Source organism: Chryseobacterium sp. SG20098 (assembly GCF_031844745.1).
GTDB classification, from domain to species: Bacteria; Bacteroidota; Bacteroidia; order Flavobacteriales; family Weeksellaceae; genus Chryseobacterium; species Chryseobacterium cucumeris.
In genome coordinates this window covers 2,890,990-2,907,439 of record NZ_CP134622.1, presented here as the reverse complement: position 1 = coordinate 2,907,439, position 16,450 = coordinate 2,890,990, and the positions used below count along the sequence as shown (strand labels likewise).

9 protein-coding genes, 2 tRNA genes and 3 rRNA genes are annotated in these 16,450 nt (G+C 38.7%); all 14 read left to right on the top strand.

The genetic code is table 11. The annotated features are described in order from the left end of the window. The first annotated feature begins 2 nt into the window (after positions 1 to 2). The 14 genes from RHP76_RS13300 (at position 3) to rrf (ending at position 16,239) form a co-directional block, all read left to right on the top strand. Positions 3 to 2,507: a polysaccharide biosynthesis tyrosine autokinase gene (locus RHP76_RS13300; RefSeq protein WP_062675932.1), complete on the top strand. Its 2,505-nt coding sequence runs from the start codon at positions 3 to 5 to the stop codon at positions 2,505 to 2,507. A 213-nt stretch (positions 2,508 to 2,720) separates the two neighbouring features. After that, positions 2,721 to 3,611, top strand: coding sequence for a type IX secretion system protein PorG (locus tag RHP76_RS13295; RefSeq protein WP_062675931.1), 891 nt, complete (start codon positions 2,721 to 2,723; stop codon positions 3,609 to 3,611). A gap of 1 nt (position 3,612) precedes the next feature. Continuing rightward, entirely contained in the window at positions 3,613 to 4,362 is a 750-nt protein-coding gene (locus RHP76_RS13290) for an undecaprenyl pyrophosphate synthase (protein WP_311228380.1), read from the top strand. 28 nt (positions 4,363 to 4,390) lie between these two features. Next, positions 4,391 to 6,925, top strand: a complete 2,535-nt coding sequence (gene bamA / locus RHP76_RS13285; protein ID WP_123277696.1) for an outer membrane protein assembly factor BamA — start codon at positions 4,391 to 4,393, stop codon at positions 6,923 to 6,925. A gap of 8 nt (positions 6,926 to 6,933) precedes the next feature. After that, on the top strand, positions 6,934 to 7,488 hold the full coding sequence (locus RHP76_RS13280; RefSeq protein WP_120233324.1) for an OmpH/Skp family outer membrane protein: 555 nt from the start codon (positions 6,934 to 6,936) through the stop codon (positions 7,486 to 7,488). A gap of 65 nt (positions 7,489 to 7,553) precedes the next feature. Beyond that, positions 7,554 to 8,057, top strand: coding sequence for an OmpH/Skp family outer membrane protein (locus RHP76_RS13275; protein ID WP_062675929.1), 504 nt, complete (start codon positions 7,554 to 7,556; stop codon positions 8,055 to 8,057). A 70-nt stretch (positions 8,058 to 8,127) separates the two neighbouring features. Then, positions 8,128 to 8,613, top strand: a complete 486-nt coding sequence (locus RHP76_RS13270; protein ID WP_062675928.1) for an acyl-CoA thioesterase — start codon at positions 8,128 to 8,130, stop codon at positions 8,611 to 8,613. A 47-nt stretch (positions 8,614 to 8,660) separates the two neighbouring features. Next, complete coding sequence (gene rfbD, locus RHP76_RS13265; protein WP_311228379.1) at positions 8,661 to 9,521, top strand: dTDP-4-dehydrorhamnose reductase; 861 nt, start codon at positions 8,661 to 8,663, stop codon at positions 9,519 to 9,521. A 10-nt stretch (positions 9,522 to 9,531) separates the two neighbouring features. Further along, positions 9,532 to 10,209 carry a hypothetical protein gene (locus RHP76_RS13260; protein ID WP_120233191.1) on the top strand — a complete coding sequence of 226 codons (678 nt, stop codon included), beginning with the start codon at positions 9,532 to 9,534 and terminating at the stop codon, positions 10,207 to 10,209. An 883-nt stretch (positions 10,210 to 11,092) separates the two neighbouring features. Continuing rightward, positions 11,093 to 12,609, top strand: a 16S ribosomal RNA gene (locus RHP76_RS13255). Positions 12,610 to 12,829: 220 nt separating this feature from the next. Continuing rightward, positions 12,830 to 12,903: transfer RNA gene (locus tag RHP76_RS13250), tRNA-Ile, on the top strand. A gap of 86 nt (positions 12,904 to 12,989) precedes the next feature. Next, positions 12,990 to 13,063 (top strand) — tRNA-Ala (locus RHP76_RS13245). Between the two features lie 153 nt (positions 13,064 to 13,216). Next, positions 13,217 to 15,971: ribosomal RNA gene (locus RHP76_RS13240) — 23S ribosomal RNA — on the top strand. A 160-nt stretch (positions 15,972 to 16,131) separates the two neighbouring features. Next, positions 16,132 to 16,239: ribosomal RNA gene (gene rrf / locus RHP76_RS13235) — 5S ribosomal RNA — on the top strand. The 16S, 23S and 5S rRNA genes sit together here with 2 tRNA genes alongside, the layout of an rRNA operon. Positions 16,240 to 16,450: the final 211 nt, after the last annotated feature.

Below are 16,450 nucleotides of genomic sequence, written 5' to 3'. Positions count from 1 at the left end.
TCATGATTCCAGAAAGAGTAAACGCTGCAGAGAAGAATAATTCTCAGAAAGAAAAGTATGGATCATTTGCATTATTTGATTTAGAACACTTTTTAAGAAGGGTTCTTAAGAACTGGTATTGGTTTGTATTCATGTTTTTTATTGGCTATACGCTTGCATGGGGATACACTCACTACTATGCACAAAATATTTATGCATCAGATTTATCATTAAGTACTTCCAGTAAAGGGTCTGAGTTTTTACCAACACAGGCTAATCAATCTATCAACTTCATTTGGGGAGATACCGGAAATCAGGATGGACTTTATCTGAAGAAAATGCTTTTATCCAGATCGCATAACGAATTTTTGGTAAAAGAACTTGACCTTTTTGTCAATTATTCTACTAAAGGACTGATAAAATCTACCTATCTGGATAAAGATGACTCACCTGTCTTTCTTCAGATCGATAAAAACCATCTTCAGCAGATTAATTATCCTATTACCCTGATACCCAAAGGAGATGGAGCCTATCAAGTAGTTTTACCCGAAGAAGGAGAATCTACCAACTTGTATAATTATGAGATTGAAGGCTTCCAGAGTATCAACGCATATAGCAGACCCGCTGATAAAATCATTAAAATCAATGAGTGGTACAATTCCCCAAACCTGAGATTCAGACTGGTTAGAAATCCTGTTCCCACTAAAATCAAGTTGGATAATATCATTGTAAAACTGAACTCAGTAAATGAGAGTGTAAATGAGATTGTTTCTACTACAGGTGTTGACTTTGATAAAGAGATCAGATCCATTATGATTATTACCAAAACAGGATATAATCTTAATAGTACAGTTAATTTCCTTAATAAATCTGTTGCAGAATTACAAAAAAAGAGATTGGCTGATAAAAATATAGTTAATAAAAACACAGACATCTTTTTAAAAGAAAATCTGGATAATATCCGTAAAAAGCTTGATTCAAGTGCTAATGTGCTGAATTATTTAAAAACCTCAGAAAAACTTTATAATATTAAAGACAGAGATGAAAAATCTCTTGAGAAAATAAAAGAGTTGGAAGCTAAAAAAGCTGATATTATAAGCAAAATCAATTCACTTAACAATATAAAGAACACGCTGCAGTCTCAAAATTTTGATAAAATGATCGGAACCAATGCTGCTGGTTTTGAAGATGGCGTATTCTCAGCAACCGTTTCTGAACTGAAAGCTCTGTATACCAAAAAAGCAGAAATGGCTTCTATTTATAAGCCTTCATCAGAGCCGATGAGAGAAATCAACAGGCTTATTGATGAAGCAAGAATGGGATCATCGAATAGCTTAAGAGGATATTATAGCAGATATTATGATGAGATCAACAAAATTGACCGTGATATTTCAGGAGCCAATTCAGATTTAGCATCTTATCCTGAAAAAGAAAGAAGATATCTGGATGCAGAAAGAGGTTATAATATGATCGAGGCTACTTATAATAGTCTTCTGGGAAGACAGAGTGATACTAAGATGAGAATGGCGACCAATCAATCCGATATTACAGTGATTGACCCTGCAAAAAATCTGGGACAAAGACCTATCGGGCCTAATGTCAAGTTAGCAAAAACTGCCATTATCTCTGGATTGTTGCTGCTTCCATTACTCTTTATCTTTGTAGGTGAAGTATTAGACAGTAAAATCAGAAATATTAAAGAGCTTTTAAGTGCTACAAAAATTCCACTTCTCGGAGTAATAGGAAATAACAGCAATGAAAATATGCTTACCGTTCTGGAGCAGCCAAAATCATCTGTATCAGAAGCCTTCAGGGGAATAAGAGCCAATATGAGATTCCTGATGGACAATGAAAGTGAAAAAGGAAAAGTTATTTTGATTACTTCATCCATTGGGGGAGAAGGAAAAACTTATATCTCTATCAATCTGGCATCCGTAATAGGATTAAGTGATAAAAAAACAATCTTATTAGGAATGGACCTTAGAAAACCGAAAATCTTTGGAGACTTTAAGATTGATAATAAATATGGGATATCAAATTATCTTACAGGTGAAGTAGATATTGACCAGATTATTAACAAAACCAAGATCCCTAATCTTGATGTTGCTACTTCAGGTCCTATCCCTCCCAATCCATCTGAGCTATTAATGAGCCAGAAAAATATCAGATTTATAGAAGAACTTAAAGAAAAATACGATTTCATTATTATAGATTCACCACCTGTAGGGCTTGTGGCGGACTCCTATGAGCTGATGAAGTATTCGGATGCTAATATTTATGTTGTACGCCATGAATACACAGAAAAATATATGCTTAAAATGATTACTGAAAAGTATCATAATGACGAAGTTAATAATTTAGGACTTGTCTATAATGACTATAATACCAAGCAAGGCTACGGATATGGCTATGGTTACGGTTATGGATATGGCTATGGTTACGGTTATTTTGATGAAGATAAAAATTATAAAGAGCCATTACTGATAAGGATCAGAAATAAAGTACAGGTATTATTCAACAAAAAATAAAGCATTAAACCCTCATTTAATGGGGGTTTTTTCATATTTAAAGTATTTTCATTCTATGAAAAAAAGAATATTTTTGCCACTTTGCCGTTTACTTTATAACAAATTATGTTTTTTTGTTTATTTTTAACTAAACATTAAGATTATCATTAATATAAAAATGTTTTATATTTGCAAAAATTAAATTTTAAAATAACCATAAATCCATATTCTTTTATGAATAAAAAATTATTGTTTAGCTTCCTTGCCTTCCTTGGAGTGGTAAGTGTTAAAGCACAAAGAAACGAATTGGGAGTTCGTCTAGGTATGAGTAACCTAGTGGGAGATGTAGGAAGGACAAATTATATTTTACAGAAGCCGTTGGATTTAAGCAGAGCGTCAGATTGGGGCATCCCATTTTATGGTGGTTTATTATATAGATTTAATTTTAATCCGCATCAGACCGTTAGATTGGATTTGGGATACAATCAGATTCAGTTTAGTGATAAAGCGGCGAAAGAAGATTATAGAAGAAATAGAAACTCATACGGAAAAAACAATGTGTATGAGGCGAGTTTAATGTTTGAATATAACTTTTTCCCTGTAAATAATGAGCAGATCAGCATGCTGAGCCCTTACATCTTCGGAGGTATCGGTGCTTTGATGTTTGATGCTCCTAAAGCTACTCTTGTAAATGATTTCAGGAGAGATGCTGATGGTGTAGCACAAGCTCCGATCAATGAATTGGATTTTACAACCACCACAGATTATTCACTAGGGAAAAAAGTAACAATGCATATTCCTTTTGGGGTGGGTTTGAAGTATAAATTCAACCATTCCTGGGCTATATTTGCAGAAGCTACATTCAGATATACATTGACGGATCAGTTGGATCATAGTAAGATCCTTTCCAAAGATGTAAAAACTTCTTTTAATGCTGATATTTTGGATCCCGCTACAGGTGGTTCATTATTACAGTCAGGAAATTATTATGCGGTTTCTAAAGAAAGAGAAGCAGAGTTTATTAAAAAGAGAAATATTGGAGATGGAAGATCCAACGACTGGATAAATACTTTCAGTTTAGGACTTACATATTCGTTCGGAAGACCTCCATGTTATTGTGAATAATATGTCGTTGATTAAAGAAAAAATAAATTCTGAGAATTTACCAAAACACGTAGCCATCATTATGGATGGTAATGGAAGATGGGCAAAATCTCGTGGCGAAGAAAGAACTTTCGGTCACAAAAATGCTATTAATGCAGTAAGAAATGCCATTAATGCATGTAATGAGATTAATATCCCTTATTTAACACTGTATACATTCTCTTCAGAAAATTGGAATCGTCCAAGTGAAGAAGTGAATACCCTTATGAATCTGTTGGTAGAGACCTTACTGCTGGAAGCAGAAGAGATCTTCAGCAAAGGATTGAGAATGCATGTTATAGGGAATCTTGAGAAACTGCCTACAATAGTAAAAGAGCAGTTGGAACGTGTGGTAGAGCTTACAAAAGAAAACACAAAAGGAAACCTTGTATTGGCTATTAGCTATGGCTCGCAAAATGAAATACTGGAAGCCGTAAAAAATATAAGTTCTGATGTAAAAGAAGGAAAAGTAGAGATACAAAATATAAACGAAAGTTTATTCGAAAACTATCTTTATACAAAAGATTTTCCTCCTGTAGATTTACTGATCAGAACCAGCGGCGAAATAAGGATAAGCAACTTCCTGCTTTGGCAGATTGCTTATGCAGAATTACAGTTTTTAAATGTTCTGTGGCCGGATTTCACCAAAGATATTTTCTTCCAATGTATTGTTGATTATCAAAACAAGGAAAGAAGATATGGTTTAACCGGTGAACAGGTAAATGGCCAATAAAATTTTAAGAAAAGAAAGACTCGATAAAATGAAGTTTAGACTATTACCCATCATTATGTTTGCTGCTTCTGCACATTTTTATGGACAAGTAACTCCACAAGACAGCACAAAAGTAAATAATGCTGTACATGCAGAAAATGAGGCAGGAACTTATACACTTAAAGACATCGTTGTAGATGGGGTAAAAAAATATACACCAGCTCAGATCTTAAGATTTACGGGCCTTACAAAAGGAGAAAGTGTAGACATTCCGGGACAGAAAATCAGCAACGCTGTAAAAAAGCTTTGGGATACCCAATCTTTTTCTGAAGTGGAAGTTTATGTTCAAAGTATTGAAGGACAAACGATTGTTCTGAAATTTCATCTGCAGGATCTGAAAGAACTTGGAGAAGTTAAATTTGCAGGAAAAGGAATCGGTAAATCTAAAAGTGAAAAACTGGCAAAGGATAATAACCTTAAACCAGGAACTAAGATTACTCAGAACTTAGTTTCAAGCCTTAAAACCCATGTTCCTAAAGATTATATCAAAAAAGGTTTTGCAGATGCTAAAATCACTATTGAGGATAAAGTCAATGCAGGTGATCCTTCTTTGGTAGACTGGACAATCAATGTAGATAAGGGTAAAAGAATCAAAATTGATCATATTGAATTTGAAGGAAACGATAATGTAACCGATAGAAAACTTAGAAATAAAGCTTTCAAAGAAACTAAGCAAAAGCGTTTTGGTATCGGTGGAATATTAAAGTCCTCAAAATTCATTGAAGATAAATATCAGGAAGACAAGCAAAGTCTTATCAGTTATTACAACTCCCTCGGATACAGAGACGCTAAAATTGTTTCAGATTCAGTATGGAGAAACAAAAGAAATAACTACGAAATCAATGTAAAACTTAGCGAGGGTAAAAAATATTATATCGGGGATGTTACATTCACGGGTAATACTGTATACGCGACAGAATATTTACAAAGATTATTAGGATATAAGAAAGGTGATATCTACGATGCTGTAGGTTTCAACAAAAAAGTTGGTGAAGACGGAGGTAAAGAGGATGATTCAGATATTAAATCTGTTTACATGAACAATGGTTACCTTTTCTCAAACGTAACACCTGTTGAAAAATCAGTAACAGGAGATGCTGTAAACCTTGAAGTGAGAATTAATGAAGGTGAGCAGGCTACCTGGAATAAGGTAACATGGCAAGGGAATACAACAACCCATGATCACGTAATTCTTAGAGCACTAAGAACAAAACCAGGAGAGCTATTCAAGAAAACAGAAATTAAGAGAACCTATTTCGATTTAGCAGGGATGTCATTCTTTGACCCTCAGCAAATCGGACAGGATATCCAGCCAAATCAGGTGGATAATACTGTAGATATCAACTGGAAACTAGTAGAAAAAGGATCTTCTCAGGTTCAGCTACAGGCAGGTTACGGTGGTAACAGCTTCATCGGTACTTTAGGATTAACATTTAATAACTTCTCATTAAAGAATTTCCTTAAGTTTAAAGATTTCAAACCGGTACCTCAGGGAGACGGACAAACGTTCTCGGTTCAGGTGCAGGCAGGACAGTACTTCCAGAACTATGGAGTATCATTCACTGAACCTTGGCTATTTGGTACAAGACCAACAGCTCTTTCTGTAAGTTTGAATAACTCAAGAGTAAGATATACAGATCAATATGGAGACGCTCAGAAATTGAACATTTTCTCTGCTTCAGTAGGTCTGAACAGGCTATTGAACTGGCCGGATGACTATTTCTCTCTTTATACTGGTTTACAGTTCCAGAAGTATGACTTCAAAAACTATCCATTCCAGTTTGGAGATTCCACTGAAAATAATGGTACTGCCAATAACTTCAGTGTCAACTTAGGATTGAGCAGAAACTCTGCAGGTATTGACCCGATTTTCCCAACAACTGGATCCAATATCGAGCTTTCAGCAAAACTGACTCCTCCATACTCATTGTTTAAGAAGAAAGATTACTCCACAATGTCTGCCATTGACAAATATAAGTGGATGGAATTCTATAAAATCAAGTTTAAAGCAGATGTTTACAATGAAATCATTGGAAAACTGGTCTTGAGATCTTCTGCAGAAATGGGATTCATGGATGGATATAACAGCCAATTGGGTGCTCCGCCATTCGAAAGATTCTATATGGGAGGAACAGGTCTTTTCGGAGGTCGATATGATGGTAGAGAATTGATTCCTTTAAGAGGTTATGAAAATGCCACTACAGAAGGAGGCCAGGCAGAAGATATTACACAGAAAGGAGGAGGTACAATCTATAACAGATTTACTTTAGAATTAAGATATCCGATCTCAATGAGCCAGACTGCAAAAATCTACGCATTGACATTCGCTGAAGGTGGTAACGTATGGAATTCATGGAGCTCTTACAGCCCATTCCAGTTGAAAAGATCTGTGGGAATTGGTGTAAGAGTTTATATGGGAGCATTTGGATTGATCGGATTCGACTTTGCGCTAGGTCTTGATAAGACTATTTCTGGTGATAAGTCTGGATGGAGAAACCACTTCTTGATGAACCAAACATTATAATTATAAATATGAAGCACTTTAAAATAATTTTCACGTTCGCATTCCTCTTGCTTTTCGGGTTGAACAATGCCCAAAAAATAGGAGTAGTGGATACTAATGAAATTTTGAATAAATTACCTCAGTATAAAGAAGCTGAAGCTAGGTTGAATTCTCAGATTGATACCTGGGAATCTGAACTTCAAAGCCTTCAGTCTGAATATGAAAGAAAAAAGGCTGCTTTTGAAAGTGAAAAAGTTTTATTGATAGGTGACCAGCTTAAACTTAGAGAAAAAGAAGTTACCGATCTTGATAAAAATATTAAAACAACAACAAGCTTACGTTTTGGAGCTAACGGTGAAATTACAAAACTGAGAACAAATCTTGTTCAGCCATTTCAGGATCAGATTTGGGGAGCTATCAAAACAATGTCCGAAAAAAATGGCTTGGGCATAGTTCTTGATAAAAGCAATAACATTAGTGTTATTTTCCTTCAGTCAAAATATGATTACACCGAAAAAGTATTGTCTATTCTATTAAAAGGGACAGACAAGAAGGAAAAGACAAATAGCAAAGGCAAAAAATAATCAGAGAATTAACTTTTGCTATATTTTAAAATCTAAAAACAAATTAAATTATTTATTTACCAGTTATGAAAAAATTAAGTGTATTATTTGCAGCAGTAATGATGGTTGTATCTGTAGGTATGGCAAAAGCTCAAAAAATTGCTACTTTAGATGTAATGGGAGTTCTTAACGCAATGCCGGAGAAAAAGAAAGCAGATGCTGATCTTAAAACATTCTTGGATACTAAACAAGCTGAGATTAAGAAAAAAGCTGACGCAGCTCAAACTAAATATCAGCAATACCAAACTGAAGCTCCTAAGAAAACAGCTGAGGAAAACAATGCTAGAGAAGCAGAAATGAAAAAATTAGCTGAAGAAATCCAGCAAATGCAGGAAAAAGCTCAAAAAGATCTTCAGTCTAAACAAGATGTAGCTTTCGCTCCTATTGAGAAAAAATTAAACGATGCCGTAGAAAAAGTAGCTAAAGCTAGTGGATATGATTATATTATGGATGCAAACTCAACAGCATTCCTTTATAAAGCAGGACCAGACGCAACTCCAGCTGTGAAGAAAGAACTAGGAATTCAATAATTTCAGCAAATTAACAAAGATTTATAAAACTAACCACCTCTTTTAGAGGTGGTTTTTTTATTTTTGCCGAATGGAAAAAGAAGTATCAACTACGGTCAAAGTTAGGTTTAGTGACTGTGATCCAATCGGACATTTGAATAATGTAAAATATCTTGAGTATATGTTCAATGCCCGGGAAGATCATGTAGAAACATTTTATGGATTTACCTATGAAGAATATACCAAGCAAACCGGCTGTACCTGGATTGCTATTCAAAATGAAATAGCCTATCTGAAAGAAGTAAGATATAATACGCAGGTAGTGATCAGCAGCAAGACCATCGATGTACAGGATAGAACAGCAAAAGTCGAAATTCTGATGAAAAGCCTTGATGAAAAAACAATTCATGCTGTACTTTGGGTAACCGTTATTTATTTTAATGTCAAAACAAGAAAATCTGAAGTTCATCCCGAAGATATCAAAGAAATTTTTGATAAATTTTATGTAGATCTTATCCAAAAAGACTTCCAGTCAAGAGTAAAGTTCTTAAGATCTCAGAATGCCAAGAACTCTTAAACCTACTTCTTGTTGAAGTTCCCAATTTAAAAATTAATAATAAACAAATGAAAAAAATAGCAGTAATAGGGAGTAACGGACAATTAGGAAACTGCATAAAAAAGATTGCTCCGGATTTTGAACATCTATATGAATTCTTATTTACAGACTCATCCATTTTAGATGTTACCAATGAAGAGCAGGTGAATGATTTCTTTTATGATAACAAACCTGATTATTGCATCAATGCCTCTGCATATACCGCAGTTGATCTGGCGGAAAAAGAAAAAGAAAAAGCCTTTGCCGTAAATGCTGGTGGAGTAGCTCATCTTGCTCAGGCATGCGCAGATTATAAATCTGTTCTGATTCATGTTTCTACAGATTATGTTTTTGATGGTACCACAAATCTTCCATACTCTGAAGATGATTTTACAAACCCGATAGGAGTATATGGTGCATCAAAAAGAGAAGGAGAAGAGCTTGCTCTGGAAATTAATCCAAAAACAATCATCCTAAGAACTTCATGGCTGTATTCTGAATTTAATAAGAATTTTGTGAAAACAATGCTAAATCTTTTCTCTCAAAAAGAAGAGCTGGGAATCGTTGCTGATCAGTTTGGGCAGCCTACTAACGCAAACGATTTGGCAGAAGCTATTATGAGGATTATTGAAACGCCACAGAAAACCTATGGGATTTTCCACTTCTCAAACTATCCGGAGACAACCTGGTTTGAATTTGCCAGAAAAATTGCTGAATTTTCAAAATCATCAATAAAATTAAATCCATTAACAACCGAACAGTACCCAACACCTGCCCAAAGACCTGTAAGAAGTACAATGTCTTTGGATAAAATAGAGGAAGTTTACAAAATAGAACCTAAGCATTGGGAAAACAGTCTTGAAGAATGTGTCGATATCCTTTTACACTAATACTATATATATGAAAAATATTGCAATCCTCTTTTCCGTGTTATGTATCCAGTTGTGGAGCGCACAAAATGTTTATATGACCAGAGTTGAAAAAACAAATGACAACTCAGATAAATTCTTACTAAGAAAAGAAGCCGTAGCAGATGCTATTTATTTAGGAGAAGTAGAAGTACAGGGTTTTTCAAAAGATGATGCACTCGTATTTTCTCTGGTATATAAAAAAGCAAAAGAGATTGGTGCCAATACATTCGAATTAAAACCTTTCGAAAATGTTGATGGTACACCTCAGGCATTCAATGCTGCCAATTATAAAATCGCTTTATATTATACACCCAAAGAAAAACTAGCAGCTAAACATGGTGAGATGTATATATTTGCCTCTTCTGAAAAAGATCAAAAGATCAACATCAACCGTAAAGATTATACAATCTCTCCAAGATCTTTTTTAAAATTAAAAATTGTCCCGGGAGAAATTTATACCATCTCAACCAAAAAACTTTTAGGCTCTACGGTGAAAGTTCAGCCAAAAGCTAATGATGACAACCTCTATTTTCAGGTTTCTTCTCTAAAAGTAAAACCAGATAATTCAGGAGTAGGAGGTTTGAATCTGAAATCCGGGGATATTATTGGCCTGGAGAAGTCCTACGCTGAGTTTTTGAGCGTAATATATAAGGAAATCAAACCTTAGAAACATTCTATACTAAACAATTGTAGGTTTTGGCCTATATAAATCAACAATAGGAACGGGCTTCAGCCCGTTCTTTTATATAATCTTTGTACTGAGCTTTAGCTCAAATGTATTTCCAGTCACATTTTTTACAGGCTTTATTGAAAATCTTCCCTTATCTTATTATATATATCAATAGGGAACGGGCTACAATCCTGAGCTTAGTCTAATGAATCTCATTTAATAAAGATACTCCCTCCATCTGAATTCAATTCAAACCTGCACCTTATTATTATAGATACCTTATTTGATGTTCCACCCCCAAAATCCCACATCTCATCGGCCGAATAATCCCCTCTCGTCCACTCCTCCAAACAAATGTTTAAAATTTTTCTCTCTGCCTTCCAGCTGATTAAGATAAAAACCTATCCGAATATGAAATTTATGTTAAATAAACTTGTTTTGCGTTGTATGAAGTTACTATCTTTGCCCCACTGAAAAACGAAAGACATTCAGTAGCGCAGAAGAGCCTTTAGATGGGCAAAAACGATATTACTTCCAAAAAGAGACGGACGAAAAAAAACTTTAAAACTTTTTGAAAAAAAAAGTTGTCAGTTTAAAAAGAGTTTGTATCTTTGCAGTCCCAATTAGAGGGAGCGCAGGAGTAGAGGGATTGAGGTTTTGAGAAGGATTAAGGTTACTTAAAAAACTTTAAAATTTTCTTCAAAAACATTTGGTCATTAAAAAATAAAGTTTTACTTTTGCACTCGCAAATACGGAGCGACACTGACAGAGAGATTGCTTCGTTGAAAAGCGAAAGATATAAAGATCATTGACATACAATATAACAACCAAGTAAGGAAAAACTAAAGCGTTAAAAACTTTGAGTGAGTCAGACAAACATACAATGGAGAGTTTGATCCTGGCTCAGGATGAACGCTAGCGGGAGGCCTAACACATGCAAGCCGAGCGGTCGAGATCTTTCGGGATCTTGAGAGCGGCGTACGGGTGCGGAACACGTGTGCAACCTGCCTTTATCTGGGGGATAGCCTTTCGAAAGGAAGATTAATACCCCATAATATACTGGATGGCATCATTCGGTATTGAAAACTCCGGTGGATAGAGATGGGCACGCGCAAGATTAGATAGTTGGTGAGGTAACGGCTCACCAAGTCTACGATCTTTAGGGGGCCTGAGAGGGTGATCCCCCACACTGGTACTGAGACACGGACCAGACTCCTACGGGAGGCAGCAGTGAGGAATATTGGACAATGGGTGAGAGCCTGATCCAGCCATCCCGCGTGAAGGACGACGGCCCTATGGGTTGTAAACTTCTTTTGTATAGGGATAAACCTACCCTCGTGAGGGTAGCTGAAGGTACTATACGAATAAGCACCGGCTAACTCCGTGCCAGCAGCCGCGGTAATACGGAGGGTGCAAGCGTTATCCGGATTTATTGGGTTTAAAGGGTCCGTAGGCGGATCTGTAAGTCAGTGGTGAAATCTCACAGCTTAACTGTGAAACTGCCATTGATACTGCAGGTCTTGAGTGTTGTTGAAGTAGCTGGAATAAGTAGTGTAGCGGTGAAATGCATAGATATTACTTAGAACACCAATTGCGAAGGCAGGTTACTAAGCAACAACTGACGCTGATGGACGAAAGCGTGGGGAGCGAACAGGATTAGATACCCTGGTAGTCCACGCCGTAAACGATGCTAACTCGTTTTTGGAATGTAAGTTTCAGAGACTAAGCGAAAGTGATAAGTTAGCCACCTGGGGAGTACGAACGCAAGTTTGAAACTCAAAGGAATTGACGGGGGCCCGCACAAGCGGTGGATTATGTGGTTTAATTCGATGATACGCGAGGAACCTTACCAAGGCTTAAATGGGAAATGACAGGTTTAGAAATAGACTTTTCTTCGGACATTTTTCAAGGTGCTGCATGGTTGTCGTCAGCTCGTGCCGTGAGGTGTTAGGTTAAGTCCTGCAACGAGCGCAACCCCTGTCACTAGTTGCCATCATTAAGTTGGGGACTCTAGTGAGACTGCCTACGCAAGTAGAGAGGAAGGTGGGGATGACGTCAAATCATCACGGCCCTTACGCCTTGGGCCACACACGTAATACAATGGCCGGTACAGAGGGCAGCTACACTGCGAAGTGATGCAAATCTCGAAAGCCGGTCTCAGTTCGGATTGGAGTCTGCAACTCGACTCTATGAAGCTGGAATCGCTAGTAATCGCGCATCAGCCATGGCGCGGTGAATACGTTCCCGGGCCTTGTACACACCGCCCGTCAAGCCATGGAAGTCTGGGGTACCTGAAGTCGGTGACCGTAACAGGAGCTGCCTAGGGTAAAACAGGTAACTAGGGCTAAGTCGTAACAAGGTAGCCGTACCGGAAGGTGCGGCTGGAACATCTCATTTTAGAGCGTCTTAGGACGTTAAACAAAATCAGTATCGTAAGATACAAAATACTTACTTAAAGCATAGCTTTAGTTTTTTGTTTGGTTGATATATAAAAATACAAAACCCACTAGAAATTAGTAAAGGGATTGAGAGAGGCAAAGAAGATAAAAGCAGAGAGAGAAAGACGAAGAAATTAGTCTATTATCTATCAGCCTATCATCTTTTACGTCTAAAAGACAGTCTCGTAGCTCAGCTGGTTAGAGCGCTACACTGATAATGTAGAGGTCGGCAGTTCGAGCCTGCCCGAGACTACTAATTGAAAGACAGGAAGAGATCAGCTATTAGACATCAGACATTTAGGTTTGAGATCTGGAATCTGATATCTAAAGTCTACTAGAGGGGAATTAGCTCAGCTGGCTAGAGCGCCTGCCTTGCACGCAGGAGGTCAAGGGTTCGACTCCCTTATTCTCCACAGTTTTGGAGGACTGATTTAAAAGTTACGAATGGAGCCAAAAACAACATTTGTTCATCAGTTTGAAAGAAAGAAATTAAGATCATTGACATTAACGGTAAAGACATCACAAAGAGAAAACCGAGCGCATAAAGCGCTTGAGTAACCAATAGGAAAGAAATCGTTAAGGGCGTATGGCGGATGCCTAGGCTTTCAGAGGCGACGAAGGACGTGGTAAGCTGCGAAAAGCTGCGGGGATTGGCACACACGAATTGATCCGCAGATATCCGAATGGGGCAACCCGGCATGTTGAAGACATGTCACCTCGCAAGAGGAGCAAACCCGGAGAACTGAAACATCTAAGTACCCGGAGGAAAAGAAATCGAAGAGATTCCGTAAGTAGTGGCGAGCGAAAGCGGATTAGCCCAAAAGTCTTTTTATGTTTAGAGGAATGTTCTGGAAAGAACAATCATAGAAGGTGATAATCCTGTACTCGAAAGGCATATAGAGATGATAAATGAGTAGGGCGGGACACGTGAAATCCTGTCTGAATATGGGGGGACCATCCTCCAAGGCTAAATACTCCTGAAAGACCGATAGTGAACAAGTACTGTGAAGGAAAGGTGAAAAGCACTTCGAATAGAAGGGTGAAATAGAACCTGAAACCGTACGCCTACAAGCGGTCGGAGCAGCGTAATGCTGTGACGGCGTGCCTTTTGCATAATGAGCCTACGAGTTAATTTTACTAGCGAGGTTAAGGTATTAAGTACCGGAGCCGGAGCGAAAGCGAGTCTGAATAGGGCGCATAGTTAGTAGGATTAGACGCGAAACCTTGTGATCTACCCATGGGCAGGTTGAAGCTCTGGTAACACAGAGTGGAGGACCGAACCGGTTGACGTTGAAAAGTCTTCGGATGACCTGTGGGTAGGGGTGAAAGGCCAATCAAACTGGGAGATAGCTCGTACTCTCCGAAATGCATTTAGGTGCAGCGTCGTATATAAGTTTATTAGAGGTAGAGCTACTGATTGGATGCGGGGGTTTCATCGCCTACCAATTCCTGACAAACTCCGAATGCTAATAAATGTTCTACGGCAGTGAGGGCATGGGTGCTAAGGTCCATGTCCGAGAGGGAAAGAACCCAGACCAACAGCTAAGGTCCCCAAATATATGTTAAGTTGAAGCAACGCGGTTGGACTGCATTGACAGCTAGGATGTTGGCTTGGAAGCAGCCATTCATTTAAAGAGTGCGTAACAGCTCACTAGTCGAGCGGTCCGGCATGGATAATAATCGGGCATAAACATATTACCGAAGCTATGGATTTATATTTTAGATATATCTGGTAGGAGAGCATTCTATTTGCGCCGAAGCAGTACTGTGAGGTATTGTGGAGCGGATAGAAAAGAAAATGTAGGCATAAGTAACGATAAAGCAGGCGAGAAACCTGCTCACCGAAAGACCAAGGCTTCCTCAGCCATGCTAATCAGCTGAGGGTTAGTCGGGACCTAACGCGAACCCGAAAGGGGTAGTGGATGGACAATGGGTTAATATTCCCATACTTGCTCACAATAAAAGGGGACGGTTGGATGTAGCTGCTGGAGACTGACGGAATAGTCAAGGCCTAGCCTTCGGGCGAAGCTGCTGTAGTGTAATCTGATCCAAGAAAAGCCGAAGTGAAGCAACCCGTACCAAAACCGACACAGGTGGTCGAGGAGAGAATCCTAAGGTGCTCGAGTGAGTCGTGGCTAAGGAACTAGGCAAAATAGTCTCGTAACTTCGGAAGAAGAGACGCCAACAGCAATGTTGGCCGCAGTGAAGAGGCCCAGGCGACTGTTTATCAAAAACACAGGACTCTGCTAAATCGAAAGATGCTGTATAGGGTCTGACACCTGCCCGGTGCTGGAAGGTTAAGGAAGGTGCTTAGCGTAAGCGAAGGCATTAACTGAAGCCCCAGTAAACGGCGGCCGTAACTATAACGGTCCTAAGGTAGCGAAATTCCTTGTCGGGTAAGTTCCGACCTGCACGAATGGTGTAACGATCTGGGCACTGTCTCAGCCACGAGCTCGGTGAAATTGTAGTATCGGTGAAGATGCCGATTACCCGCAATGGGACGAAAAGACCCTGTGAACCTTTACTATAACTTCGTATTGACTTTGAGTAAGTAATGTGTAGGATAGGTGGGAGGCTTTGAAGCAGGCACGCTAGTGTTTGTGGAGCCGACGTTGAAATACCACCCTTTACTTACTTGGAGCCTAACTTCTTTCAGAAGGACATTGCGTGGTGGGTAGTTTGACTGGGGTGGTCGCCTCCAAAAGAGTAACGGAGGCTTTCAAAGGTACCCTCAGCACGCTTGGTAACCGTGCGTAGAGTGTAATGGCATAAGGGTGCTTGACTGTGAGACCTACAAGTCGATCAGGTGCGAAAGCAGGACATAGTGATCCGGTGGTTCCGTATGGAAGGGCCATCGCTCATAGGATAAAAGGTACTCCGGGGATAACAGGCTAGTCTCCCCCAAGAGCTCACATCGACGGGGAGGTTCGGCACCTCGATGTCGGCTCGTCACATCCTGGGGCTGGAGAAGGTCCCAAGGGTTGGGCTGTTCGCCCATTAAAGTGGCACGCGAGCTGGGTTCAGAACGTCGTGAGACAGTTCGGTCTCTATCTATTGCGGGCGTTAGATGTTTGAGAGGGCTTGATTCTAGTACGAGAGGACCGAATTGAACAAACCTCTGGTGTATCAGTTGTACCGCCAGGTGCACCGCTGAGTAGCTACGTTTGGAAGAGATAAGCACTGAAAGCATATAAGTGCGAAACTCGCCTCAAGATGAGACATCTTTTAAGGGTCGTTGTAGATGACGACGTTGATAGGCTATAGGTGTAAAGACAGTAATGTCATAGCCAAGTAGTACTAATTACCCGTAGATTTATAGTCTATGGTTACTAATATAAACCAAGTGCTTTATGCGCAGTGAAGGTTTTGTCTTTGTGAAAGTTTTTATCGCTTAAAACAGATGTCAGATATAAGACATCAGATACCAGACCTTGAAGTCTGAAATCTGAAATCTATCCTCTGATATCTTATATACCTTCTTTAGGGTGGTTTTAGCGGTGGGGCTCACCTGTTCCCATTCCGAACACAGAAGTTAAGCCCACCAGCGCCGATGGTACTGCTAACGCGGGAGAGTAGGCCGCCGCCAGTTTTTATTTTATTTTTAAAAAACCTTTATCTTTACGATAAAGGTTTTTTTGTTATATACCTACACCAACACTAAACCCACTCAACATACTCCCCAAACTAACTAACACAAAATCCAAACAGAAAGAGAAGTAATGAGTAATAGGTAATGAGCAGTGGATAATAGATAATAGATAATAGATAATAGATGTTCGTAGTAAGTAGCCCAGCTCATC